The organism is Halarchaeum salinum, from assembly GCF_039520965.1.
Taxonomy (GTDB): domain Archaea; phylum Halobacteriota; class Halobacteria; order Halobacteriales; family Halobacteriaceae; genus Halarchaeum; species Halarchaeum salinum.
In genome coordinates, this window is sequence record NZ_BAAABL010000038.1 from 1 (window position 1) to 24363 (window position 24363).

The following is a 24363-nucleotide window of genomic DNA, read 5'->3' on the forward strand; positions in this document are numbered from 1 at the left end:
TGAGTTTCGCAGGCTCGTGGATCGAAAATCACCTCGACGGATTCATTCAGAAGTTGCGTTAGTCACTACGCGTCTCGTTCGCCAATCAGAACTCTCTGAGTTCTGATGGCGTCTCAGGAACGTTTCCGACGCTCTGAGGTCGGCGTGTCCCTCGAATCCACACGGGCAGGTGAGGGTGTCTTGGTGCCGTGTCGTCCGGTCTGTCGAACCGCACTGCGGACACTCTTGACTGGTCCATGCTTCCGACCGGGCCTCAACCGAGATACCGTATTCCTCGGCGGTACACGCCAGTCGCTCGGTGAATTTCTTGAACGCCCAGAAATTGTGCGTCTTTGCGTTCGTCTCGACCGACCAGTGCGTGTCCAACACGCCGGTCAATCCGCCGATATACACGGTATCGACACCTTCGGCGTACAGCCGTTCAAGCAGGTCACGGCATAGCGACTCTTGGGCGTGGTTGCGGCGACGGGTGCGTGTCCGGTACAGCCGCCGGATGCGCTTGCTGCTGTGTCGTTCCTCACGGAGTTTGGACTGGAGCCGCGCGATCTCCCGCGTCGTCTCGCGGAAGCGGTCGAACAAGCTCCGGGCTTCATAGAGGTACTGCTGACCTGTGGTTGTGGTACAAGCGACGAGGTTGTTCGCACCGATGTCCAGAGCGGCCGTCTCGCCGGCCAGTGGAGTTGCCCGTGCGTCGTCAGAAACAGTCACGGGTTGCGAAGCTCGGAAGGTGCTGTCAGTTTCGTCGTACCACAAGTCCAGCCGGCCCTGTTTCTCGTAGTCGGGCCAGTTCGGGTCGCCAGCGATTTCGAGCCGGAGCCGCCCAGTGTGGTCGTATCGGCCTTTCAACTCGCTCCCGACCAGTATCTCAATCCGAGAGCGGTCGCCCCATTCGACGGTGTATGCGTCCTTTCGGACAACGCCTTTGAGAACACGTCCATCGTCTTCGTTGCCGCGGAATCCTGGTGGTTCCGGGTGTTCCGTGACCGACGTATTCGACTCGTCGTGGTACTGGTCTTTCAGACGGAAGAACGCCCGCCACGCTTCGGCATTTTTCCGAATTACCTGTTGGGCAGTGGACGCCCCGAGAACGCCCTTGTATCGACCTTCGAGTTGGCCTGTATCGGCGTCCCACACACCCTCGCCCTCGAAACCGCCCTCGTCGTTGTACCGCATGAGGCGTTCGTAGTTGACCTCGTTCCAGAGAGCGGCGGAAGCGTCCAACAGGTCCCGTAGCAGTTGCTCTCCCTTGTTGGAGAGCGGTCGCACGGCGAACGTGTTGGTGCGCTTCACCACAATAGATGTTTATACTTTTAGTCTTAAAGTCTTTTCGTATGCGACCAAACATCGACATTTCACACACGCTCGGTGGCCGAGTGAAAGACTACGCAGAAGCGAATGATTTGGACCTCTCGGAAGCCTACATAGAGGTGTTAGAAGCCGGTCTTGAAGCGTTGGAGGCCCAAGACCAGCAGTGACGTGGCGGTACTGTAACCAGGCTTACGCGATTCACGCCCGCCGTGAACGGCGGGACTCTCTCGCTGTTGAAAGGTAGACCGAACCGTTCGGGACAAGTACTACCCCGACGCGCGTCACGGATACATTCAGAGTGTGCCGAACTGGCCGACTGCGACGCCGGTCGGATACTGCGTCCAGACGTCGAACGGCCAGTGCTCGACGACGTACATCGTGCTTCGGAAGTGGTACCACGGGTCGTTCCCGCTCAGTAGCACGGTCCCGTTCTGTACGAAGTTCTGCCAGGACTGCCCGCGCACCCACAGCATAAACGCCATGAGGAGCGCGACCACGGGGACTGGGTACCAGTCCGCCGCGACGTCGAGGACCGATCTCCCGGTAATGGAGAGACTACCAGACCGGTCGGTATCGTCGCTCATTACGTCGGACGACACGGAAAGTGAGGGGAAGCCTTGTGAAGTGCAGTCCCTCTTGCTCCATCTCTTACAGCGATCGCCATGAAACGTCTGCAAGAATACCTAGAGCCGTGGTACGGAAATGACGGCTCACTACGACCAAGACGACTCCGTAAGTTACAGCGCCTACACAGACCACCAGCATGACCGATAGCCACGAGGATAATGAGAACGACTCACTGAGGACGCTGACGGCACAGAACATTATCACGCCTGCAACAATTTGTTCAATAACAGGGCGCGGCACCGGTGTTACGCCGTCCATAGACCGGGTGACAGCGTAGACGCTCGCGAGCCAACGACCTGTCTCGGCGATTATAGAGGACGCGACGATACCAACTGGGCCAACCCACGTCCAGAACAGGTAGCCGACGACGACGTTTGTCACCAGCGATACAGCGGAAATCCGTGTGTTCACATCCGGCAGGTCCAACCCGTTAATGATCGATGCAAGCTGTTGAGACTGTGTTTGTATCATCCGATAGAGGGCTAGTCCGACAAGCAACGGTATGGCAGCCGCGTACTGCGGACCAAAGATGGTCACGACGAGGCGATTCGGGATCGCGAGGACGCCGAAGAATATCGGAATACTGAGCACGCTGGCGTAGCTGAGGGTATTATTCACGTCCTTAATGGCGGATTCGCCGCGACTTAGCCGACCGCTAACCCGAGCCATAAGCCCGCTCGCTGCCGCATCGCTCGCGAACAGCGCTGGCATCGTCAGGGTCAGTCCAATTTGATATTGGCCGACTATACCGGAAGTGGCGAGCGCCCCGAGGAGGAGTATATCGACCCGGCTCTGTGTGCTACCGAGAAGATCATTCACAATCGAATGCTTCGCGTAAGCCCAGACGTTCGATAGCATCTCGCACGAAGGGATCACCGGCAGTGCACCGATCCGCCACACAACGAAAGGGACTGTCAATAGGGTCGCAGCCGCAAGCCCATACGCCATTCCTGCAGCTCCGAGACCCAACAGAACAAGTAGGAGTTGTGCCGGGGTCGTGAACACTGACCGAAGGGTATCTGTCCACTCAGCGTCGGAGAAGTTTCGACGGCCTGAGAGCACGCGGTTCGTCGTCGCGAACAGCGAGACCGACGCTAGCAGTACCGCGAACGGAAGATAGAGGCCTCCGATGTCGTACGCTCGTGTCACCGAGAGAACCGCCACTGCAGCCGGTACGAACACAACAATCGAAACGAACGAACCGATGAGCGCGGCGCCCAGACTCGCATGGATATCTCGGCCCTCAGTCAGACGTTTCTTGCACGCAACCCCCCAGCCGGTGACTCCATTGTTGAGCACGTTCACTAGCGTCACTATGACGTAAAATGTTCCATAACCGGTTGGACCGAGCACGCGCGCAAAGATGATCGAGCCGAGAAACCCCACCCCGGCCATAGTAATTTTAGCGAGGACACCCTTCGACACTTCAAGGCCGAAGTCAGTGTTGGCGGCGCTCATATATAGCCGAGGTCGCGCAACCGCTCCTCGTCAATGTCGAACTCCTCCCGGTCCGAACGCGCGCTCGTCGCGTGCTCGTCAACCCACTCGCGCACATCAAGGATGCTCTCGGGTACGGATTCGCACGTAGATCCGGCGAACGCGCGCCATGAGTGCCCGCCCGACTCCATACCTCGATCCTCCGCATCGGCGTACCAGTCGACGACCATTCCGTGGTCACTCAAGACGAGCAGCTCATCATCCTCGCCGAGGGCGGCTACGATCTCCGCGACGAACTCGCCCGTTCGCTCGTACGCCCGGCGGAGCGATTCGCGGTCCTCGCAGTAGGCATGTCCGGTCGCGTCGGGGTAGTGGATGTGGACGCCGGCGACCGAAGGTCCGTGGCGGAGCATCTCCCGGGCCCACCCGAACTGCTCGGCGGCGAGGCCGGCGATGTCCCGGCGGAACTCGGCGTCGGTTTGTCCCTCCCGCCACATCACATCCCACGCACGCTTGAGCTCCGCCCCGTTGTGGACGCCGGGCCAGTTATGAACGATCCTGTCCTCATCGTCGAACATTGTCGCCGACTCGACCTCCGCGATCGTGTACTCCGAGCCCGTCGCGCTCTCCGCTACGTTCCCGAGGCGAGCGCGGGCCGACATCGGGAGATATCCGGCGAATCGGGAAAGGAAGTTCACTAGGGGGTTTTCCCACTCGCTCGTCTTCATGCTTACACCGTGATCTCGTGGATGGAGTCCCGTCGCCGCCGACGCCCACGCTTCCGGTGTGTACGGTTCGTCGCGCATCTCCGCGACCGTCTCCATCTGCCCATGTGCGGGGAGGCGAAGCGCGTCGATACCGAAATCGTCGACGAGCGCGGCGTCGAGCGCGTCGAGTGCGAGAATCAGGAGGGTCATGTGTGGGAGAGGTTCTGACGTAAATAGCGCCGTCTCGACCGAAAAGAATAGCGGTTCGGCCCGGTCAGTCCCGGGCCGCCGGCGCCCGAGCCGACGCTCGCTCGCGATGTCCCGGCGCTCCAGCGGGTTCCGGAGTTCGGCGAGGCGGGACTTGGGGTCGCCTTCGAGGGCGTATGCTCCGGTCTCGACGAGGTCGCCGCCGTCCGTGTCCTGGCCGTGCGTCTCGTAGCCGTAGTAATCTCAGGGGCAACGTAGCCGTGTCGCTCCTCGTCGAGCCCGCGGATCTCGTCATATCCGTCAGTCACGAGCGAGTCGCATAGCGTCGCCGTGACACCGTGGCACTCGGTCAGCGTCTCACCGCCCTCGGCACCGTCGAGGAGCGACCGGCCGCGCGTCCCGTCGGCGTCTACACTAGCGGGTTCGAAGATGGTCCGGTGGACGTCGAAGAGTCTCACTGCGTCTCGGACCGCCCCTCGAAGCGGGACGTGCGTGAGATCGGGATAGGCGCCGTAGAAGTGGTCCCACGCGCCGTGCTCGCCGAGGAGTGTCCAATGTCACGGCGAGTACGCGTTCTTGAAACGACGACCGGGCAAGCAGTTGAAGTACTCGTCAAACGCGTCCTTCCGAAGTGTATCGAGGACGACGACCACTACGTTCGGGTTCTCGGGAGGCATCCATCGGTATCTTGTTGGCGGAGCTATCGTTAGGGTATGTCGGTTGCGCCGACGAGGGACGCGGAGTCCGCTACCGTCGCGACGTCACGTCCGGTACCGGCCGTCGGCGACATTGCGGCAACTCCGTGCAACCGCGGGGGCAGTGAACAGCAGCATGTAGAGCGGGCGCTCCAGTCGGTTCGCCGGTTGGTCGCTGTCACCTTCGTAGCGACGCTGGGCGAGGACGAAACCGCAACCGACGACGACAGCGGTGGCGAGTAGCCCAAAACCGACGCCGACCGGAATCGCCGCGAGACCAAGGAGGAAGAGGGCGTAGAAGCAGACGCTCCAGAGGTCCTTGAGTACCTGCGCGGGGTGGAAGGTGAGATACCATGCGCCGTACTTCGCGAGGTACGGCACGCTCGTCGGGTTGCGCGCGATCCGCTTACGGGTAAGATCCGGCGGGTCGGGCGCGACGTATCGGGAGCACCACTGAGTGCTGGTGAATACCTTCGATCCCGCGCGATACATCCGGAGAGCGAGGTCCCAATCCTCGCCTCTTCCGAAATCCGGGTCCCACCCACCGACAGTCTCAAGCAGGTCCGCGTCGAACGCGATGGCAGCGTGACGATAATAGAGCGGGTCGTGCGGCGAAGGGGCTTCCCGATGGATCCCCGTGTCGCATTCGGGGCCGGTCAGCACGTCGTACTCGGGGTTCTCCGCCCGGAAACGGAGGATCGACTCCAACCAGTCGTCGCCGATCGTGTTGTTCGCGTCGAGCATACAGATGACGTCCGGGTCCACCGACCGGGCGCGCTCGTAGAGTTCCTGCCGAGCGCCGCCGTGTCCGTCGTATCGCTCCTGGTGGAACACCTCGAAGGGGATGCCTGATCCCTCAAGTTCGTCACGGACAATGTCCGGCGTGGAGTCGTCGCTGTCGTCACAGACGTAGACATGGTCCGGCGGATGTGTTTGGTTCCGGACCGCCCGTATCGTCTTGCGAACGACGTCCTCTTCGTTCCGTGTACACATCCCGAAGACGACTGTGTCTACCATCGTTGCTGAAGGAGGGTGCAATCAGGCATAGCCAAGATCTTCTAACTGGTCCATCACTGCATCGTCCAGATCCTGGTCCTCTCTGGACGTGTGCTCTTTGTCGAGTTCACCCACGCGCTCCGAAAGCTGTTTCTGTGGGTCTTCGAAGGGCGACTCGTTGATCTCCTCAAACCCATCGAACGTCTCGTAGCCGTAGTAACCGCCAAAGCAGATGCCGTTCAACTCCTGTTTGAGATCGTCGATGTCGGTGATTCCCTGTTTATCGAGGGCGTTCCGATGGAGGTCCGAAATACCGTGGAACTCGGTGAGGAACTCGCCGTTTTCGACAGTGTCCGCGAGGAGGTCCTGTCCCCGTGAGTCGGCGCTCAACCCGGCGAGCGTGAGGATTGTCTGATTGACGTCGAGCAGGCTCACCGAGGACGAGACCACGTCTCCGGAACCCTCACCGGTATAGATCGACAGAGGAACGTGTGTGAGTTCGGGATAGAGACCGCACTGATGCTCCCACATCCCGTGTTCGCCGAGAACTTCTCCGTGATCGGAAACAGTGACGACAACATCGAACTCCTCGCGGAGTTCCGAAAATATCTCCCGATACATATCTGAGAGGTACCGAACGCCGTCAGCGTACGCCTGCCTTATCTGATCCGGGGTGGCATTAGGACTGCGAACCGAGGCCTTCAGGCCGTCGAGCCCCGGTGGATCGACCGTTCGGTACTCCTCGGGGGGATTATACGGTGTGTGCGCCTCCATCAGATTCATGAAGAGGAACTCGCTGTCGCCGAAGTCGGTCGATCGAACGTAACCGAGCGCTTCGGTCGCACCATCGTCCTGCGTTCGGGATCCGATTCCCAGATCTCGGAGCTTCAGCAGAGCACCCCGCTTTAGCGAGGGGAGGGTGTCGCAGTCTCCCGCGACGCACTGCCTGAGCGCGCGTAGATACCGAGTGGGGCCCGCCCCCTCATTTTTGACGAGGAATTGATCCCAGTTGAAGAAGTTCTCGGTGAGTGCCCGTAGTCGCCAACTCCCTTCGAACTCGTCGAAGCCACGGTCGAACGAGAAGTTCTCAGAAACGTTTACGTTAGCGCTAAACGCGCGAGTACTGTACCCCGCGTCCCGGAGCCGCTCCGCTAGCACCGGCCGCTCGCAGTCCAGCGACGATGCATCCGTATGGACACCGATTTCGCTGGCGTATCTCCCCGTGAACAGCGATCCGTGCGCGGGAACCGTCCAGTGGCTCGTCGACCACGCGTTCTCGAAGCGCGTCCCTGGTAACCACTGGAAGTGCTCGTCGAACGAATTCTTCCGCAGGGTGTCTAATACGACAAGGGCGATGTTCGTCATTCTACCGTGTTCATGGTTCTGAATCGTTTGAGCATGTTGGAGGGTCGCTTGTTCACCACGTCACTGAAAGAGCCAGTGGCACTCTCGGAATACGTGTGCCGTGTCATTACGTCTTACGAGTTATTCCGGTAGACAGATAGATAGTAGTAGTCATTCAAACCCATCCGATATATGAAAAGATCTCCGACGAACCGCCGTACTAATATCTGCGATCCGCAGCCAATTGACACTGGTTACGGACCAACCCCACCTGACGATAGTCTACCGGTCGAGAGGATATCCGCGGCATTCGGTCATTGTAGAACGACGGGGGCCTCAGCCGCGGCTACAGTTCCAGATATAATTCCAAATGGCGCTCGGCGATACGCTCGAACGAATGTGACTCCCGGTACTCCTCCATCTGTGCGGAGAGTCGTTCGGACTCTCGGAGTGCGATGCTGAGTCGTTCTACCGCCCCCGACATATCATCAAAAAGGAGGATACCGCCCCACTCGGCTGCGATCCGTTCGAAGTACGGGATGCGTCGGCAAATTGTAGGGACGCAATACGCGAAGCACCAGTTGAGGATGCCGCTCTGCCTGATATCGGTGTAGGACAGCACTGCGACGTCCGTGGCGACGAACGCCGCGTGGAAGCGTCGGTCCGACAGGACGCCCGTGACGGTGACGTTCCCCGGCGCGTTCTGTCTGACGCCTTCGAAGTACTCCTGATCCTCTTCACGGCGAGGTCCACCCGCGATGAGGAACTGATGCTCCGGGTACTTCTCAGCCAACTTGAGGAATAGCTCGGTTCCTTTCCGGGGAGAAACGTATCCGATCTGCGCAATGATAGAGTCATCCGGCGAGAATCCGAATAGTTCTTTCGCACTACCTTCGTCGACGGATCGCGTCTCCCCGAGGTCAACTCCGTGGGGGAGGGTAGCACGCTTTACTGGAACGGGGACGTCGAACGCCTCCGATGCATTCTGAGAGAGGAAGACAAGAGAGTCGGTAGTGACCGCGATCAGCGTATGTGTGATCCAAACGTATCTCCACTCCAGTCCCCCATCGACGGTGTCGGACTCCCACACCTCATGCATTGTGACGGCGGTGCTGGTACCATGAAGCCGAGTCAGGACAGCTAACAGGGGGAAGAATACCCAAGCGAAGACCAGTTTCGGGTTAAAGAATGCGTACTCAAACTGCACGTGAACGACATCCGCGTCAGTCGTCCCGGCGTGCCATGCGAGCGCAACGTGTTTGATCAATCCCAACCCCTCCGGAAGATCTAGTCTCGAGACTTGTGCATCGTCTCGCATCTCGCGACAGATTCCATCCGCATATTTCCCGATACCCCCCTCGTCCTGCGGTGGTGTGACGAACGTTACCTTCATACACTCTGATATACGACGGATCGAAGGTCTGATTCGAACTTGTCATAGCGGTATCGCTCAGCGGCACTCTGGATCACCGTGGAGTCGAAGTCCTCGGCATCGAACGCACGGACCGCCTCACGGAGAGAGCTAGCGGATGGTCCGAACCGAAGTCCCGTGACGCCCGGGTCGACTTGGTACTTAGTGAACCCCTCGTTCACCCCAATCAGTGGCTTTCCGGCGCTCAGAGCTTCCGCCCCAACGAGGCCGAAGTCCTCCTGCTTGGGCGCGTAGACGACCGCTGTCGCGTTCGCGACTAGCGACTCAATGTCTTCTACATACCCGCGTACCTCGATGTTGTCCTGACCGCACGCGATACTCTCTATTTTCTTGCGCTGTTCGCCGTCCCCGGCGATGACGAGGCGCTCGTCAAGTTCGGTGAACGCTTCTGCGATCAGATCGATTCGCTTCTCTGGCGCGAGCCTCGACCATGTGACGAAGTATCCATCGTCGCCTTGGTTGCGCCAGTCTCCCGTCACCGGCGGGTAGACGACTTTTGCGTCACGGTCGTAGTAGCGCTCAATCCGCTCTTCGATCAGTTCACTATTCGCGACGAACGTATCGACGTAGTCGTTGGCCTCCTTATCGAGCGAGCGCCACACCTTGGCGTACCACTTCAGCGCCATCCGGACGATCGGATAGTCCAATGCGTCCATTCGATCTCGGTAGAGGTCATACAGCCACCGAGGGGGGCTGTGAGGGTAGTGAACGATGCGCTGATCGCTGCTGGGCACGTAGTTCTTACTCAGGGGAGCGCTGCTGAGTACGACATCGTACTCCGTGAGGTCCGGGTGGGCGTCGGTCATATCGAGCGCCACCGACAATGTCTCCAATGGGTTCATCCCCTCGTTTTGCCATTCAAGGAGACGGCCGGAGAGCCCGTTCGTGTACTTCGACTGGTGGATCGGGACGATGGATACGTCCTCGGGGATGTCCGTCTCCGGCGCAACGTACATCGTGTAAATAGGACCATCAAGTACGCGGGCAGCCTCAATGGCGAACGTCTCGCCGCCACCGAGACCGGGGAAACGATCGTGGAGGATCGCGACAGAAGGCTCCGACTGTGCTTCAATCATGCGTGTCTCTGATTATTGCACCGCATCACTCATATGCCTCCCGCAGTTCCTCGTCGACGTCCCAGGTCGCGTCGTAGTCGCCGCGTAGCAACTCCACGGCGGCGCGAGCGAGCGACACCTGCGTATCGAACAGCGAGTAGAGGGGCGCGAACGGGCCCAGCGAATCGCGCTGGCCGAGGTAGACGAAGGTGACGAGCGCGGCGGGAACGAGAAGGCCCGGCATGTCGACGGTGACGAGCGCGGCGGCCGTCACCCCCACGACGGAGAGCGCGACGACCCACGGGGAGACGATCATGAACCACCAGTTGAACGGGAGGACGACGCGGCCGTACTTACCGTAGCGTCCGAGCGCGTCGCGGTGCTGGACGAGTAATCGAATGAGTCCCATTCCGCGACGGTCCTTCTGCGTGCGGCGCTTCACAAAGCCCGAGTGGGACGCCTCCTTGTACTGCACTGCAGGGTCGAAGATCACGCGCTTCCCACTCGTCCGCCGTATTCGGAGCGCGAGTTCGGTGTCGTCGGCGAGTGAGCTCGGGTCGATCGGAACGAGCGCGTCGTTCTCGAATGCGGAGAAGGGGCCGTGAAAGATGAACGTCGAGTCAAGGTGCGCCTCCAGCGTCTGGATGTACGCCTGAATCCCCCGATACCCCTCTTCAACGCCACTTCCACCGAGGACCTCGACGTTTCGTCCGGTCACGGCAGCAACCGCAGGATCAGCGAGGTTTGCGGCGGCTTCACGGAGGACGTCGTCTGGGAGGTAGGAGTCACAGTCCGTCTTGACGACCATCTCGTTTTCGGCGGCCTCGTAGGCCTCGTTGAGCGCGGGGGCAAGCCCGCGGCGCTCGTCCTCCTCGATCAGCGTGAGATCGGGCGCATCAAGGTCCGCGAAGTAGTCCCGAATGATGTCGCGCGTCGCGTCGTCAGAGGAGTCAACGACGACGAGCTCGACCTTCTCCATCGGGTAGTCGAGTTCGAGCAGGTCGTCGAGTTTCTTCTCGACAATACGCTCCTCGTTGTACGTCGGGAGGACGATGCTGACCGTCGGCTCGGCTTCTCGCTTGTCGGCCGGCGATCCTGACGGCCGGATCGCGGCGTAGAGGACGCCGAACAGAGCGTATGGAAGCGCGGCCACGACGACGAGCGCGGCCGCCGCCACGACAAGGGGATGCATACTGGGCGATTTGATTCCTGAGGGTTAAACCCCTGTGGGGTTCGATTCAGGGATGCGTCCGCGTCAGCGGGATTTTGCACTGCCACGGGGTCACGCGCGCCCGCCTACTCTACCGTCACACTCTTCGCCAAATTCCTAGGCTCAGTACTTCACAAAGCCGCTTAGTTAGAACGTCTGCTTGCTGAAGGTGTGTCTACGACCCAGCAAGCAGACAGTGAGATTCACGAGGACCAGCTTCTTAACTTTCTCGTCAACAGCCTTGAGGAGGAAGTTCCGCTTTCCTTAGCCAATAACGCTGAAATCACTGCTGAGGACATCTATGAGGTCCTCGTCGGCGCTTGCGCCGACGGGACCTCTGTCTCTACGCTCTGTGCGTCGAGTCAGAACGGCCCCGCTGCCAACACGATCCTCTACCATCTCCGGACGAAGTTCGAGCCGGAACGGCTCGAACGAGTCGCTAACACGCTCCTTCAACAAGATATCGTCGAACTGCTTCCTGAGCAGGTGGAGGTCTGCGCAGACCTCCACCTGCGGCCCTACTATGGTGATGAAGACGACACGCAGAGCCTCTATCACTCGGAAGCCAAGCGTGGAACCACCGCGTTCCATGCCTACGCCACACTCTACGCGCGTGTGAAGAACAAACGCTACACGCTGGCGGTGCGCCGTCTCGAAGACGGCGACACCGCCAGCAGCGTCCTCGCTGAGTTCTTCGGTGTCCTCGACGGCCTTGACACCGAGGTCAAGGCCGTCTATCTTGATCGCGGATTCTACGACAGCAAGTGCCTCACGCTGCTTCAAGCGCATAACTACGCGTACGTGATCCCGATCATCCGGTGGGGGAAGACGATTCAACAAGAGCTCTCGGAAGGGTGGAGTCGTGTCATTCAGCATGATCTGACAGGGAAAATCGACGGTCACAGCTGGACCGTCGAGTTTCCCGTCTACATCGATTGTACGTACCTAAACGGGAAGTACGACAAACATGGTGTGGCGCGTCACGGCTACGCCGCTGACGCGCCGTTCATCGAGACACCACGCGACGCTCGATACCACTACGCGAAACGCTTCGGTATCGAGTCGAGCTATCGCTTGTCCGAGCAAGCGATAGCGACAACAACGACACGAGATGCGACGGTGAGACTGCTGTACGTCGTGGTGAGTCTGCTGTTACAGAACGTTTGGCGGTATCTCCACTACGAATATGTGGCGACGCCCCGCCGTGGCGGGCGTCGCCTCTGGTGGTGGCCGTACAAAGAGTTCGTGAATATGGTTCGACGGGCCGCGTGGACGGCCCTCGCGGTGCGTCGGGCCGTCCCCGCGAATCGGCCACCAGACGACCGATTCCACCGGTAGTCACCGACCGAGTACGCCACTTTGTGAGTGGCTACGCTGTCGCGTCGGCGGCTGAGCGCCGCCGACAGCGACAGCTCCGGCTTCGAGCGGCGTTGATCAACCGCTACCGACGGCTCATTATAACAGAATAGGTGGCTCAGGTCAGGTTAGCTGACGATGCTTTGTGAGGTACTGAGGCTTGTCGATCGCGCGCCCCTTCGAGTTCGCGACGTGGTAGGCGAACAACTGCAGGTAGACGTTCGCCACGAGTGGCTCCATCTCGCCGAGCTCGGGGACGTCGAAGCCGACGTCGATGAACTTCTCGTCACGCCCTTCCGAGAGACACCCGATCACGGGCGCGCCGCGCGACTCGGCTTCCTTGACGCTGTTGAGCGTCGCGTCGGCGTTGGCCCCCTCGGTGAGCACCGCGAGGACCGGCGTCTCATCTGTCACGAGCGCGAGCGGGCCGTGCTTCAACTCCCCCGCGGGGAACCCCTCGGCGTGGTCGTAGCTGATCTCCTTGAGCTTGAGTGCGCCCTCCATCGAGACGGGGTGGCCCAAGTACCGCCCGATGAAGAAGAACGCCACACTGTCGACGTACGTCTCGGCGACGTCGCGGACGCCCGTATCGGCATTGAGGACACGTTGGACGGCACCGGGGAGACCCCGAACGTCCCCGAGGAGTTCGCCGGCCTCGGTCGCGCTGAGCGTGTCCCGAACCCGCCCGAGGTGGACGGTGAGGAGTGCGAGCGTGGCAACCTGCGAGACGAACGTCTTGGTCGCGGCGACACCGATCTCGGGACCGGCGCGGATGTAGAGCGCGTCGTCGGCAGCGCGCGTGATTGAGGAGCCGACCGTATTCGTGACGGCGAGCGTCCGCGCCCCGGTGCGCGCGGCGTCGCGGAGTGCCCCGAGCGTTTCGGCCGTCTCGCCGCTCTGCGTGACCGCGACGACGAGCGTTCGCCACGGGTCGCGCCCGCCGCGGAACTCGTACTCGCTGGCGACGTGCACCGTCACGCGGACGTCCGCGTGCGTCTCGAGCAGATGGGCGGCGTAGAGCCCCGCATGGTAGGACGTCCCGCAGGCGACGATCTGAATCTCTTCGAGCGAGCGCAGGTACTCCGCGGGAAGGTCGAGACCGAGCTCGACGGTGCCCTGCATCTCGTCGACGCGCCCGGAGAGCGCCTGCCGGAGCGCCTGTGGCTGTTCGTGGATCTCCTTGAGCATGTAGTGCTCGTAACCGCCCTTCTCGGCGGCGTCGGCGTCCCACTCGATCTGCTCGATAGCGCGCTCGACGGGCTCGCCGTCGTGCTCGATGGTAACGCCGTCGGGCGTGACGACGGCGAGATCGCCGTTTTCGAGGTACGTGACCTCGCGGGCGTGTTCGAGGAACGCGGTGACGTCGCTCCCAATAAAGGTCTCGCCGTCGCCGTGGCCGACGCAGAGCGGGGAGTCCTGGCGGGCGAGGTATATCTCGTCGCTCTCGCCGACGATCATCGCCAGCGCGAAACTCCCCTCCAAGCGGTCGAGGACCGCGCGGAACGCCTCCTTCGTGCTCTTGCCGGCGGCAAGTTCGTCCTCAACGAGGTGCGGGACGACCTCGGTGTCGGTGGCGCTCGCGAACGTATGACCCTTCTCCTCCAGTTCGGCTTTCAGCGCGTCGTAGTTGTCGATGATCCCGTTGTGGACGACCGCGACGTTGCCTGTGCAGTCGGTATGGGGGTGAGCGTTCTCGTCCGTGGGCTTCCCGTGCGTCGACCACCGCGTGTGACCGATGCCGACCGTCGCGTCGGACGTCTCCGGAACTTTTGCGCGCAGCGCGTCGACCTCGCCGACGGTCTTGTAGACGGTGACGCCGTCGCCCTCGCGGAGCGCGACGCCCGCGGAGTCGTACCCACGATACTCCAGGTTCGAGAGTCCCCCCGTGAGCAACGGGAGTGCATCGCGGTGGCCGGCGTAGCCGACGATTCCGCACATCGTCAGGCCCTCCGTACGAGCGCGTCACTCTCGATCCGACCGTTGACGTGGCTCCCGGTCTCGACGTCGACGCGATTCCCGAGCACCGTCCCAGGTGCGAGCGTCGTTGCACCCCCAACATGTGCATTGTCGCCGACGACGCCGCCGAGGCGCACGTTCTCGTGGACGCGGCCGTTCACTGCGACATCGGTTTCACCACCTTCGACGGTGACGTTCGGACCGACAGTCGCGTTCTCGCCGACAACGGCGTCACGGACGACTGCACCCGCACGAATTGTTGCATCGGGGAGCACGACGCTGTTCGCGACCACGGCGTTCGCGCCGACGGTAACGCTGTCGCCGAGCGCCGTGCCAGTAAGAACGCGCGCACCTGGTCGAACGCGGACATCGTCACCCAGTGCGACGTCACCGACGACACTCGCCGTCGCGTCGACGTGCACCGACTCCGCAGTTGACGCCTCGACAAGTGAGGCGTTGACCCGTAGAAGGTCCCAGAGGTACGAGACGTCGATCCACTGCCCATCAAGCATCACGGCGTCAACTTCGCCCGCGCCCGCGAGTCGTTCGAGTGTGTCCGTCACGGCGAGCTCACCTTCTGAATCGGTCTCGCGGAGCGCGTCGAAGATGTCGGCGTCGAAGCCGTAGATTCCGGCGTTCACGACGTCCGACGGTGCGGCGTGACGCGGCGGCTTCTCCACAATGTCGACGACGCTGTCCCCCTCCAAGCTGACGACGCCGTAGTCGCTCGGGCGCGAGGCGCGCGCAACTGCGAGCGTCGTCTGGCTCGTTTCACGGAGCGCATTGACGACGCGTGCGATGTCGTCGCTCTCGACGATCCGGTCGCCGTTGAGCGCGACGAACGGCCCCTCGACGAACGATTCGGCCTGCAGGACTGCGTGGCCGGTGCCGAGCTGTTTCTCTTGGATCGCGTACTCAATGTCGACGCCCCAGTCGTCGCCGTCGCCGAAGTAGCTCTGGATGCGCTCGCGCCGATAGCCGACAACGAGAACAATCTCGGCGATCCCGGCGTCCCGAACAGCCTCAACGACGTGCTCAAGTAACGGCCGATTCGCCACGCGGAGCATCGGCTTCGGTCGCGTCTCGGTCAGTGGCCGAAGACGCGTGCCCTCACCAGCCGCGAGAATGACGGCTTTCACGCCTCGATCTCTGTCAGGCGACGCTCCGCCTCGTCACGGTCTTCCGGATAGCCGATGTCGATCCGCCATCCCTCGAGGCCGATCGCGTCGATCGTCCGCCCCGACTCGATCAGCAGGTCGATCGCATCGCTTAGTTCGTACTCGCCGCGATCTGACGGCTGGACGAGGTGGCAGGCGTGGAAGATCGCGGGTGTGAACGTGTAGAACCCAGTCATGACGAGATTCGATGGTGGGTCGTCGGGTTTCTCGATCACATCGGTGATCTCGCCGTACTCGTTCGTGTCACAGACGCCGTAGCGGGACGCTTCCTCCATTGGTACCTCCTCGACGAGGAACGCGGCGTCAGCACGATCTTCACGTTGCCGGCGTACGACATCTTCGAGGTTGGCGTCGAAGATGTTGTCGCCGAGCATGAGCATGAAGTCGTCGTCGATGTGTTCTTCGGCACAGAGGAGTGCGTGTGCGAGCCCGTTCTGCTCGCGCTGGTGTGCGTACGTGATCGGCACGCCCTCGAACTCGTCGCCGTAGTGGCTGATGATGTCTTGTTTCCGATAGCCGACGACGACGGCGAGTTTGTCCGCACCGAGTTCGACCAACCGTTCGAAGCAGTGAGTAAGGATGGGTTTACCCGCGACTTCCACCATGCCCTTCGGTTTCTCCTCCGTCAGCGGTCGGAGACGCGTACCCTCCCCCGCTGCGAGAACGACTGCTTGCATGCGTGTCGATAGTGCACATCCGGTTAAATAGCTTCTTGACATCCGAAATCAAGATGGCCAAAGGGACGAATGCCAGCGTTGCTGGACCATAACCAGCTCTCCGACTCCTCTCCGAGTGTGGTCCAGCACGCCTATACTGCTCGTCGGTCTTGGTGTAGTCAACTATGCGCCTCTCAGTCATTGGGAGCGGCTACGTCGGGACGACGATCGCCGCGTGTTTCGCGGACCTCGGCCACGATGTCGTGAACATCGATATCGACGAAGATACGGTCGAGACGATCAACGACGGCGTCGCGCCGATCCACGAGGACGGCCTCGCGGAGCTCGTTTCCGCGCACGCCGGCCCGGATGGAACTGGTCGTCTTCGCGCGACGACAGACTACGACGAGTTGCTCGATACCGACGTCACCTTCCTCTGTCTGCCGACGCCACAGAACGATGACGGCAGTATCGACCTCTCGATCATGAAGGCGGGTGCGGAGGCGTTCGGCGAGACGCTCGCAACGAAGGACGGCCAGCACACGCTCGTCGTGAAGTCGACGGTCGTACCCGGGTCGACGGAGGACGTGATCACGCCCGTGGTCGAAGCAGCGTCGGGGAAGACGGCGGGTGAGGAGTTCGGCGTCGGAATGAACCCCGAGTTCCTCCGCGAGGGGAGTGCCGTTCACGACTTCCTCGATCCAGATAAGGTCGTGCTCGGCGCGGACGACGAGCGCGCACTCGCGGATATGCACGAGGTCTTCGACCCACTGATTGCGGAGAGCGACGCGCCGGTCGTGGAGACGGATACACGGACCGCGGAGATGGTCAAGTATGCGAACAACGGCTTCCTCGCCGCGAAAGTCTCGCTGATCAACGACATCGGGAATATTTGTAAGGAGTTCGGTGTCGACGCCTACGAGGTCGCGGACGCCATCGGGCTCGACGACCGCATTGGCGAGCAGTTCCTCCGCTCTGGCCTCGGGTGGGGCGGTAGTTGTTTCCCCAAAGACACGAACGCGATCCGGCACGCGGCGCGCGAGGCCGACTACACGCCTGCGATGCTGGACGCCGCCGTCGAGGTGAACGATCGGCAACCCGAACGGCTGCTCAACCTGCTCGACGACCATCTCGACGTCGCGGGCGAACGCGTCGCGGTCCTCGGCCTCGCATTCAAGCCCGGGACGGACGACGTCCGGAACACGCGGGCGGTCCCGGTTGTGGAGGGACTCGTTGAACGCGGCGCGGACATCGTCGCGTACGATCCGGTCGCAATCGAGAACGCTCGCGAGGTCCTACCCGAGATCAAGTATGCCGACTCCGCGGGGACAGCCCTTGAGGGGGTGAGTGCGGCCCTGATCGTGACGGACTGGGACGAGTTCGCGGCGCTTGGAGCCGAGTTCGAGACGATGCAACGACGGCTCGTCGTCGATGGCCGACACGTCGACCTCCCCATAGACGAGTACGATCTGGAGTACGAAGGACTCACCTGGTGAATCGCCTCAGGGCACGCCACGAGGCACTCGTCTTGTTCACTTAGTAGAGCAAGGAACACGCAACCCTTTTTCCCTCTGCCCGTCGCCTTTTGAAGCGATGCCGGACTACTCCGAGGTCTGCGTGCTCATCCCGACGCTCGACGAGGCGGAGACCATCGGCGACGTCGTCGACGACTTCCGCGCTGAGGGCTTCGAGTCGATCCTCGTCGTCGACGGCCACTCGACGGACGACACGCGAGAGATCGCACGCGAACACGGCGCGGACGTGATCACGCAGTCCGGTTCGGGGAAGGGCCAGGCACTCCGCGAGGGCGTCGCGCACGTTGAGGAACCATACGTGTTGATGCTCGATGGTGATGGCACCTATCGTGCCGACGACGCCGACGCGATGCTCACCCCCCTTTTAGAGGGCGACGCCGAGCACGTCATCGGCGATCGCTTCGCCGACATGGAGGCGGGCGCGATGAGCACGCTCAACGGGATGGGGAACTCGGTCATCAATCGGGCGTTCGCGTTCATCCACGGCTACGACTACCGGGACATCCTCAGCGGCTATCGCGCCTTCAGTGTTGAGTCCTTCGAGCGAATGCACCTCACCGCGGACGGCTTCGCCATCGAGACCGAGATGGCCGTCGAGTGCGCAAAACACGACATCGAGACACGCGTCGTCGACATCACCTATCTCGCACGCCCGGAAGCCTCCGACACGAACCTCCGACCATTCCGCGACGGCGGACGCATCATCTTCGCGCTCTACAAGCTCGCGAAGACGAACAACCCGCTCTTCTACTTCGGGAGCGTCGGTGCGGGCTCGATGCTCGTCGGCGCTGTCACCGCGATCTACGTCGCCGTCGAGTGGTTCACGGCCGGCGTCTCGCACAACATCATGGCGCTCTTCGCGGCGTTTACCGTCCTCCTCGGGATTCAGCTGCTCATGTTCGGCGTGCTCAGCGATCTGCTCGTCACACTCCACCACGAGCAGCTCCGCCGCCTCGAGGACGACTAGAACGAGTCGCCAGCCTCGCTCCCCAGTCAGTCGGTCGACGGCGCTCGCTCCAGAATCCCGAAGCTATCGACTACTTCATACTCCTTGTTTGTGCCGTTCCCCGTGGTTTCGACGACGAGTCCGCCGGCGACGGTCGGACCGATCCCATCACTACGGCCGAGGCGACGTCGTGGTTTCCTGCGATGAAAGGTGAGTTGCACCCGTGTGGACCACCACACAGCGTTCTCCTCTCTACCGGTGCAGACTCAGAGTTCCCTATTGGCTCCCGATCCCCCGGACACCACCACCAGATTGTCTATTATACTCTCAGCGGGTAGGCGGCGTACAGTCATGCGCTTGGATGCGCTCCGGGAGGCCGGTCACACCACAGACGTGGCACTCCTCCAGTTGAGCATCCAAGAGCTCCGTGATTGAGCGAGTCACCGACCTACGACGACGTCGCGGCACCGGGTCACGAGTAGGCGGTTGCCGACGAGTCCAACCCGCTGACTCGGTCTCGGGCGACGACACCGCGACGTGATCCGCACACGAATCACGTCGTCAGTCTCGCCCATCTGGGTGATGTAGGCGTGTGTCCAGTTCAACGTCCAATCGAGATACCCGATGTCGGCGTTGAGCCTGCCGGTACCGTTTTCTACGTCTGGTCGTGTAGTAGCCATTGGTCTAAGTCACCAGACGAAGACCAGCTCCGGTGCTAGTACACCGGGGCATTTCTGCGAGAGGCTGCCCGTTGAGCTAGTGCTTCGTCTATTCTGTGAGTAGCGGCCCGAGACCATATTGTTTTCCATACGGAGCGTAAACAATGTAGTAGAGGGGTCTCCATGCATGGAAATCGGAAGGTGAGCGACGAACGCCTCCTTCAACAAATTGAGAGTGCGTCTGGACCGTTCGCGACTGCGACTGAGCTTTCCGAACAGCTATCGATTACTCGCCAAGCGATTACTGATCGACTGCACGCGCTGGAGCAAACTGGACAGGTCAAGAGTAAGCGATGTGGGAGCGGGATAGGTTGGTGGGTTGTGGACAACGGTCCTTAGGATGAATCCTCGGCAAGTCGTCGTTCTCCATCATAGGTCAACCACCAGAGGCGGCGGCCGCCCGCCTTCTTTGTCGCGAGTAGCCCCTCCTCCTCAAGGTCGTGGAGTCGACGACTCGTTCCCTGGCGGCTGAGGCCAATTCGGTCTGCCAGTTCGGAGGTGAGAAACGCTGGCCCGGGTATCGTCTGGATAGCGCGGAGAATCTCCATATCAGAGACGTCCTTCTTTCGCCCGGGGCTTCCCATACTGCCCTCTACAACGTCACGAACGAAATATCACGGGATTGTTAATGGGTGCTATCCGAAAATTAGTTTCCATACACAAAGTTATATGGGGCGTGTCGATATATATCGCGTTAGACTCAGCGTCGCGGTACCCTGCCAGCAGAAAGCAGCAGGCACGCTAGGACCGTGCCCGCCACGCTGGGTCGCTAAGACACGACATGACCACAAACGACCCAACTGTAGAAAGAACTTCCGTCGCACCACCCACCAACAACAGTCCGCACACGCACGCGGAACCACCGCTCACGGGCGAGTGGCACCCACCTCGTGATGGCGAAGCAAACAGACTCGACGCCGCGAACGACACCGAGCCCACTCTGTCGGGAGGTGTGCGATGAGCGCCAGTAGCGAGCAAGCACGGCCGACGCTTGCGTCGCTCGCTGAGCGGCTCTCCCAGCTGGAGGCAGACCTGGAGGCTGAGCGTGCCGCTCGTCGCGACGCCGAAGCCCGCCTTGAGGAGCTCGAAACCCAAAACCAGATTCTGCGCTCACGCATTGATGGCCTCACCACCACTACCGACGCAACCGAAGCCCGCATCAACGAACTGCAAGCGCGCGAACTCGAAAAGGGGGCCCACCTCGAGAAGGAGCACGTCTACCCGTGGACGGACGATCTCGACGTCGAGACCGGCCGCCTCGAAACCTTCGAGAAAACCGGGGGCACCTATATGCGGGTTCCCGACGCCGAGGACACCCTCAGTCGTGGCGGGAGTACACAACTCGCCGAGCAAGACCTCCTCCCCATCCAGCAACTCTCGCGACTCGACGACGACATGCTCCGCGGCACCGTCGACAACCTCCCCAGTCGCCTCGCCGCCAAAGCCTGGGCCGCCCGCCACGACGAGACCGACGACCTCTGGCAGCAGGGGAGTGGCGACGTCCGCGAATACGTCGATGCCAGCGACCTTCGACACTGGATCCGCCGCCACGAGTCAGGCATCTCCAAAGCCTATGCGAAAAAACTCGTCTCCCGCACCATCGACGCCCTCCAAGAATACACCCACCACCGCCTCATCGTCATGAAACGCCAACGGCGCACCGATGGTCTTCGGTACAAGGAGCGCCGCGTCGTCCTCCGTTGCGACGTCGAAATCCCCGGCGAAACCACCGCCCAGAGACACCCGTAGTCCACAGACACACCTGTCCCCCCAGGGCTAGCCACCCACCACTCCACAACACGGCTCCCGAAGACCACCCACACGACGACAGAACCGCGGTGTCCGTGGCGGTCGCGTAGCCATGGGTCTCCCTCCTTGCACGGTGTTGACGGTGGGTAGCTAGACCCCCCGCTCTCGTGGGTGTCCGTGGACGACGACTGTCCCCGGAACCGGACAGTCGATGCACTCTCCCGATCTCGGCTGTGGCCGGCACACTCAATCGTGTCGTCAAGAACTGAGAAGTCGCCTTGATCCAGTCACGTCACAGCACCGCGAGCTCCTCTAGTCTTAACCAACGGGCTCCGAAGCATCCATTCAACTGTTGGTTAACAGTCTGTGCCGACCACTCGTCGGTACAGTTCTCGATGAGTTCGACGTACCGAGAACCTCCCGAACAACGTGGAGAGCCCTCCCACCAGCGAACAGTCCAGAGTGGTGTGTCGGGCTACGTCGAAACATAGGAGAAACAGTTCGACCGAAAGTCGTAGCACAGATTGTCCACTCCAGGCCACGCAAACAATCTGAGAGTGGTGTCCACAGGAGCAGTCTGGTTGAAGGAGTGAAAACAGATCTCCCCATGGTACCTTCACCTCGAGTGACCATCTCTTAGAGAACGTCGCTTTGACCTTAACGAGATACGTGCTCGTAGAGAGATTGCCCTCAAGCACATGTCGACACCACGAGAGCGTGCCGAGTACCGCTGGCCACCCACGATAGCGTCGCCACCTCAACACCGAGTGCGACTGTGGACCAAGGTCAGAAGAAGAAGAACGGAAGTGACCTCCTCCTCGCCGTAGACGGCGAGGCTTCCCACGAGCCGAGGCCGCTGGGGTGGGAACTTACGTTTGCACACCGACGGGGTGCTGGCGGGGCCACGCCGCCGTTACTTCTATCCGGCAGTGGGGTCACGGTTCTGCCCTGCTGACTCGGAGTTATCTCTGTTGTTTTGCGTCGGTCGGCACCTACTACGGCTTCAGAACACGTGAATCCATCGTGCGGCGATTCACGCCCGTCGTGAACGATGGGATTCTCTCGCCTCAAGAAGATAGAGGGCGTCTTCAACGTCGAAACGCCGAGATAGATCTCGCGACGCCGCCCAGATTCCTCGTTCATACTGAGTGAAACAGATCCCACACAGGCCTCCTTGCGGGGGTACAGGCCGAGTGTGAAGATCGAGAGGTCACACCTCGTGCCAGCGCGGACGGCACCTCGCTCGATGAGCCGGTCGAGAAGAGCGCGCTAGTACGTTTGTGGTGGGTGTTCGAGGATTTCGAAGATTTCGCGAGCGCGATACTCCTGTCGGCGGCCTTGTCCGGGGACTTCCTCGAGGACGCCCTCGTCTTCGAGGGCGGTGATCGCCCGATAGGCGGTAGATTGCTCGACGTCGAAGCGACGCATAACGGTCTTCGTCGTGAGGTAGGGCTGCTCGAAGAGTGTGCAGGCGAGTCGATGCTTCGTGTACGCGACGCCGCCATACTCCTCTTCGTACGTCCGGCGGAGGTCATCAAGGGCGAGCGTTCGCTCGACCGATTCGTGCGCTTGCCGGGCAATTCCGCGCACGAAGAAGGACAGCCATGCCTCCCAGTCACCGCGCGTTCGAACGGCGTTCATCCGCTCGACGTACGTCGCCTTATTCCGATTGAAGTATTCACTCAGGTAGAGGTTTGGACGCTTTAGATATCCCTGGTCGTAGAGTTGGAGCGTGATGAGGAGGCGGCCGAGGCGGCCGTTCCCATCGCCATACGGGTGAATTGTCTCGAACTGATAGTGGAAGAGTCCGATGTCGACGAGCGGATGGTAGCGTCCACCCGTCCGGTAGTAGGTGATGAGTGCGTCCATCAATCCATCGACGGCACCCGGGACCGGTGGCAGGAAGTCGCCCAGATGATTCGGGATGGTCTTGTACGAACCGATGGTGTCGGTGTCGACGCGGTCGTCAGGGACGTCTGTGAGGAGGGCCTCGTGGAGTTGATGGAGGAGGGGGACGGTGATCTCGGCGTCGTCGTCGAGGGCGTCGATCCCGTCGAGTATGGCTGCTTCGTAGTTCAACACCTCTTGGGTGTCCTTCGTGTCTGCGGGGGTCCGATCGTCCGTGGTGGATTCCGCAGTTGGTTCGTCGAGCGCCCGCGTTTCGAGGCTATAAAGCGCATTATAGTCGATGTCGGCACCCTCGATCTCCGCGGACTCCATCGCCTCCTTGCGCAAGAGAGACGTGTAGAGTACTGGTGGGAAGTCGAGTTCGCGACTGATACCGCTCAACTGCCCCAACCAGAACGTCGCGTCAGCGAGCGTTTCGTAGAAGGACGCATCGAGATCGAGTGATCGCGATGGAGGCAGTGGCTCGGGCTTGTAGTAGGACTGTCTCCCGTAGGAAACGAGCGTTCCCGGCGCCGAGTCTTCCAGTTCGATGCCCTGCATGCACGTATCCACACTACACGCCGGGTAGATATGAATCTATGGATAGTAAATGCATAGCATCTGGCGGTAGCTGGACACTGAATGCATCACGTACCACGGAATGAATATCGGGTTTCGACAGTGTCTTGTCGTCGATACAGCACTAGTCAGCCTCTACCGACCGGTCATAGAGGCTGTTAACGACGCCGAGCAACGTCGCGGCCGACCGTAATGTCAACTGAGCCAGTGTTCTAGGTCCAGCCGCACGATAGCGGTTCAGGAAAACGAGTGGCTAGGCGCTGTGGTGGTCGGCTTCGATTTCTTCACGGACGTCAAGGACAGTATCGAGTTCCATGTCGACTTCCCAGACGTAGCCTCGACCACCGCCTTTGCCGCGGTTTTCTTCGCTCTTGATGACGAATCCAAGCATTTCGAGGTCGTCGAGATGGCGCTGTGCGAACTTGAGGGAGTTGCTGGGGTCGGGGTCGCCGTAGGATCGCGCAACCTGCTGGTAGCATTCTTGAATTTTGCGTGTGCGTGCAGGCTCACCAGTATCTCGTTGGAGGCGGGCAGCGGCCTCAAGGACGCGTTGGGCGTTCGTCGTTTGGTCGCTGATTTTGTCATGGGGCTGGCCGTGGTCGACGTCTGCGCGGACATCGTGGACCGGACACCCGCGAGGGAGCGTTCGCGCTCTTCTCGAAACGCGGGTTCGTCGAGGGGCTCGCTGACGAACTCGACGACTCGTGGTCGCTGTTCAGCAGTTTTCGAGGCGGAGCCTCCGGCCTCAAGGAGCGAGGGATTCCGACGCTCAGTCGGAAGCGCG

22 protein-coding genes are annotated in these 24363 nt (G+C 61.1%); 7 read left to right on the forward strand and 15 right to left on the reverse strand.

What is annotated here, in order from left to right; genetic code table 11:
• Nucleotides 1–42 precede the first annotated feature (42 nt).
• The gene (locus ABDZ36_RS04795; RefSeq protein ID WP_343749227.1) at nt 43–1290 is read right to left on the reverse strand and encodes an RNA-guided endonuclease InsQ/TnpB family protein; all 1248 of its coding nucleotides are present in this window, start codon (nt 1288–1290) and stop codon (nt 43–45) included.
• A gap of 41 nt (nt 1291–1331) precedes the next feature.
• On the opposite strand from ABDZ36_RS04795, the gene ABDZ36_RS04800 reads away from it, so the two are divergent.
• Nucleotides 1332–1475 (forward strand): hypothetical protein, encoded by a 144-nt coding sequence (locus ABDZ36_RS04800; protein ID WP_211313267.1) that lies wholly within the window; start codon nt 1332–1334, stop codon nt 1473–1475.
• A 126-nt stretch (nt 1476–1601) separates the two neighbouring features.
• Here ABDZ36_RS04800 and ABDZ36_RS04805 read toward each other — a convergent pair whose 3' ends face one another.
• From ABDZ36_RS04805 to ABDZ36_RS04815, 3 genes are all read right to left on the reverse strand, one after another.
• Nucleotides 1602–1892, reverse strand: a complete 291-nt coding sequence (locus ABDZ36_RS04805; protein ID WP_211313266.1) for a hypothetical protein — start codon at nt 1890–1892, stop codon at nt 1602–1604.
• 64 nt (nt 1893–1956) lie between these two features.
• The gene (locus tag ABDZ36_RS04810) at nt 1957–3393 is read right to left on the reverse strand and encodes a lipopolysaccharide biosynthesis protein (protein WP_211313265.1); all 1437 of its coding nucleotides are present in this window, start codon (nt 3391–3393) and stop codon (nt 1957–1959) included.
• Complete coding sequence (locus ABDZ36_RS04815) at nt 3390–4289, reverse strand: alkaline phosphatase family protein (protein WP_211313264.1); 900 nt, start codon at nt 4287–4289, stop codon at nt 3390–3392. The genes ABDZ36_RS04810 and ABDZ36_RS04815 overlap by 4 nt, the downstream gene beginning before the upstream one ends.
• 335 nt (nt 4290–4624) lie before the next feature.
• On the opposite strand from ABDZ36_RS04815, the gene ABDZ36_RS04820 reads away from it, so the two are divergent.
• Nucleotides 4625–4996 carry a hypothetical protein gene (locus ABDZ36_RS04820; protein WP_211313263.1) on the forward strand — a complete coding sequence of 124 codons (372 nt, stop codon included), beginning with the start codon at nt 4625–4627 and terminating at the stop codon, nt 4994–4996.
• Between the two features lie 51 nt (nt 4997–5047).
• On the opposite strand, the gene ABDZ36_RS04825 is transcribed toward ABDZ36_RS04820, so the two are convergent.
• The 5 genes from ABDZ36_RS04825 to ABDZ36_RS04845 form a co-directional block, all read right to left on the reverse strand.
• Entirely contained in the window at nt 5048–5998 is a 951-nt protein-coding gene (locus ABDZ36_RS04825; RefSeq protein WP_211313262.1) for a glycosyltransferase family 2 protein, read from the reverse strand.
• Between the two features lie 21 nt (nt 5999–6019).
• Entirely contained in the window at nt 6020–7342 is a 1323-nt protein-coding gene (locus ABDZ36_RS04830) for a sulfatase-like hydrolase/transferase (RefSeq protein WP_211313261.1), read from the reverse strand.
• Between the two features lie 325 nt (nt 7343–7667).
• Complete coding sequence (locus tag ABDZ36_RS04835; protein ID WP_211313260.1) at nt 7668–8714, reverse strand: glycosyltransferase family protein; 1047 nt, start codon at nt 8712–8714, stop codon at nt 7668–7670.
• Nucleotides 8711–9829 carry a glycosyltransferase gene (locus tag ABDZ36_RS04840; RefSeq protein WP_211313259.1) on the reverse strand — a complete coding sequence of 373 codons (1119 nt, stop codon included), beginning with the start codon at nt 9827–9829 and terminating at the stop codon, nt 8711–8713. Before ABDZ36_RS04840 ends, ABDZ36_RS04835 begins: the two co-directional genes overlap by 4 nt.
• A gap of 25 nt (nt 9830–9854) precedes the next feature.
• Nucleotides 9855–11000, reverse strand: a complete 1146-nt coding sequence (locus tag ABDZ36_RS04845; protein ID WP_211313258.1) for a glycosyltransferase — start codon at nt 10998–11000, stop codon at nt 9855–9857.
• Between the two features lie 189 nt (nt 11001–11189).
• Between ABDZ36_RS04845 and ABDZ36_RS04850 the strand changes: the two genes are divergently transcribed.
• Entirely contained in the window at nt 11190–12356 is a 1167-nt protein-coding gene (locus ABDZ36_RS04850) for an ISH3 family transposase (protein ID WP_211313257.1), read from the forward strand.
• Nucleotides 12357–12497: 141 nt separating this feature from the next.
• Here the strand turns inward: ABDZ36_RS04850 and glmS are convergent, their stop codons facing one another.
• Genes glmS through aglF form a run of 3 tightly spaced genes read right to left on the reverse strand, consistent with a single transcriptional unit; the run spans nt 12498 to nt 16185 of the window.
• The gene (gene glmS / locus ABDZ36_RS04855; protein WP_211313256.1) at nt 12498–14312 is read right to left on the reverse strand and encodes a glutamine--fructose-6-phosphate transaminase (isomerizing); all 1815 of its coding nucleotides are present in this window, start codon (nt 14310–14312) and stop codon (nt 12498–12500) included.
• A gap of 2 nt (nt 14313–14314) precedes the next feature.
• Complete coding sequence (locus ABDZ36_RS04860; RefSeq protein WP_211313255.1) at nt 14315–15469, reverse strand: sugar phosphate nucleotidyltransferase; 1155 nt, start codon at nt 15467–15469, stop codon at nt 14315–14317.
• A complete protein-coding gene (gene aglF, locus ABDZ36_RS04865; protein WP_211313254.1) occupies nt 15466–16185 on the reverse strand; it encodes a UTP--glucose-1-phosphate uridylyltransferase AglF in 720 nt (239 codons plus the stop codon). The genes ABDZ36_RS04860 and aglF overlap by 4 nt, the downstream gene beginning before the upstream one ends.
• Nucleotides 16186–16349: 164 nt before the next feature.
• On the opposite strand from aglF, the gene aglM reads away from it, so the two are divergent.
• The 3 genes from aglM (at nt 16350) to ABDZ36_RS14880 (ending at nt 19703) form a co-directional block, all read left to right on the forward strand.
• Nucleotides 16350–17660, forward strand: a complete 1311-nt coding sequence (aglM, locus tag ABDZ36_RS04870; protein ID WP_211313253.1) for a UDP-glucose 6-dehydrogenase AglM — start codon at nt 16350–16352, stop codon at nt 17658–17660.
• A gap of 97 nt (nt 17661–17757) precedes the next feature.
• Nucleotides 17758–18666: an S-layer glycoprotein N-glycosyltransferase AglJ gene (gene aglJ, locus ABDZ36_RS04875; protein ID WP_211313252.1), complete on the forward strand. Its 909-nt coding sequence runs from the start codon at nt 17758–17760 to the stop codon at nt 18664–18666.
• Between the two features lie 821 nt (nt 18667–19487).
• Complete coding sequence (locus tag ABDZ36_RS14880; RefSeq protein WP_425545302.1) at nt 19488–19703, forward strand: HTH domain-containing protein; 216 nt, start codon at nt 19488–19490, stop codon at nt 19701–19703.
• Here the strand turns inward: ABDZ36_RS14880 and ABDZ36_RS04880 are convergent.
• The gene (locus ABDZ36_RS04880; protein ID WP_211313250.1) at nt 19700–19912 is read right to left on the reverse strand and encodes a MarR family transcriptional regulator; all 213 of its coding nucleotides are present in this window, start codon (nt 19910–19912) and stop codon (nt 19700–19702) included. The two genes, ABDZ36_RS14880 and ABDZ36_RS04880, sit on opposite strands and share 4 nt — an antisense overlap.
• 409 nt (nt 19913–20321) lie before the next feature.
• On the opposite strand from ABDZ36_RS04880, the gene ABDZ36_RS04885 reads away from it, so the two are divergent.
• A complete protein-coding gene (locus ABDZ36_RS04885; RefSeq protein WP_211313249.1) occupies nt 20322–21113 on the forward strand; it encodes a DUF8008 family protein in 792 nt (263 codons plus the stop codon).
• Between the two features lie 1269 nt (nt 21114–22382).
• On the opposite strand, the gene ABDZ36_RS04890 is transcribed toward ABDZ36_RS04885, so the two are convergent.
• Together ABDZ36_RS04890 and ABDZ36_RS04895 are read right to left on the reverse strand one after the other, a co-directional pair.
• The gene (locus tag ABDZ36_RS04890) at nt 22383–23561 is read right to left on the reverse strand and encodes a Fic family protein (RefSeq protein WP_211313248.1); all 1179 of its coding nucleotides are present in this window, start codon (nt 23559–23561) and stop codon (nt 22383–22385) included.
• Nucleotides 23562–23832: 271 nt separating this feature from the next.
• Entirely contained in the window at nt 23833–24156 is a 324-nt protein-coding gene (locus tag ABDZ36_RS04895; RefSeq protein WP_343749228.1) for a Cdc6/Cdc18 family protein, read from the reverse strand.
• Between the last annotated feature and the right edge of the window lie 207 nt (nt 24157–24363).

Coding starts and splice junctions, on each gene's coding strand:
- ABDZ36_RS04800 (WP_211313267.1), top strand. CDS start 1,332: ATGCGACCAAACATCGACATTTCACACACGCTCGGTGGCCGAGTGAAA.
- ABDZ36_RS04805 (WP_211313266.1), bottom strand. CDS start 1,892: ATGAGCGACGATACCGACCGGTCTGGTAGTCTCTCCATTACCGGGAGA.
- ABDZ36_RS04810 (WP_211313265.1), bottom strand. CDS start 3,393: ATGAGCGCCGCCAACACTGACTTCGGCCTTGAAGTGTCGAAGGGTGTC.
- ABDZ36_RS04815 (WP_211313264.1), bottom strand. CDS start 4,289: ATGACCCTCCTGATTCTCGCACTCGACGCGCTCGACGCCGCGCTCGTC.
- ABDZ36_RS04825 (WP_211313262.1), bottom strand. CDS start 5,998: ATGGTAGACACAGTCGTCTTCGGGATGTGTACACGGAACGAAGAGGAC.
- ABDZ36_RS04830 (WP_211313261.1), bottom strand. CDS start 7,342: ATGACGAACATCGCCCTTGTCGTATTAGACACCCTGCGGAAGAATTCG.
- ABDZ36_RS04835 (WP_211313260.1), bottom strand. CDS start 8,714: ATGAAGGTAACGTTCGTCACACCACCGCAGGACGAGGGGGGTATCGGG.
- ABDZ36_RS04840 (WP_211313259.1), bottom strand. CDS start 9,829: ATGATTGAAGCACAGTCGGAGCCTTCTGTCGCGATCCTCCACGATCGT.
- ABDZ36_RS04845 (WP_211313258.1), bottom strand. CDS start 11,000: ATGCATCCCCTTGTCGTGGCGGCGGCCGCGCTCGTCGTCGTGGCCGCG.
- glmS (WP_211313256.1), bottom strand. CDS start 14,312: ATGTGCGGAATCGTCGGCTACGCCGGCCACCGCGATGCACTCCCGTTG.
- aglF (WP_211313254.1), bottom strand. CDS start 16,185: ATGCAAGCAGTCGTTCTCGCAGCGGGGGAGGGTACGCGTCTCCGACCG.
- aglM (WP_211313253.1), top strand. CDS start 16,350: ATGCGCCTCTCAGTCATTGGGAGCGGCTACGTCGGGACGACGATCGCC.
- aglJ (WP_211313252.1), top strand. CDS start 17,758: ATGCCGGACTACTCCGAGGTCTGCGTGCTCATCCCGACGCTCGACGAG.
- ABDZ36_RS14880 (WP_425545302.1), top strand. CDS start 19,488: ATGCATGGAAATCGGAAGGTGAGCGACGAACGCCTCCTTCAACAAATT.
- ABDZ36_RS04880 (WP_211313250.1), bottom strand. CDS start 19,912: ATGGAGATTCTCCGCGCTATCCAGACGATACCCGGGCCAGCGTTTCTC.
- ABDZ36_RS04885 (WP_211313249.1), top strand. CDS start 20,322: ATGAGCGCCAGTAGCGAGCAAGCACGGCCGACGCTTGCGTCGCTCGCT.
- ABDZ36_RS04890 (WP_211313248.1), bottom strand. CDS start 23,561: ATGCAGGGCATCGAACTGGAAGACTCGGCGCCGGGAACGCTCGTTTCC.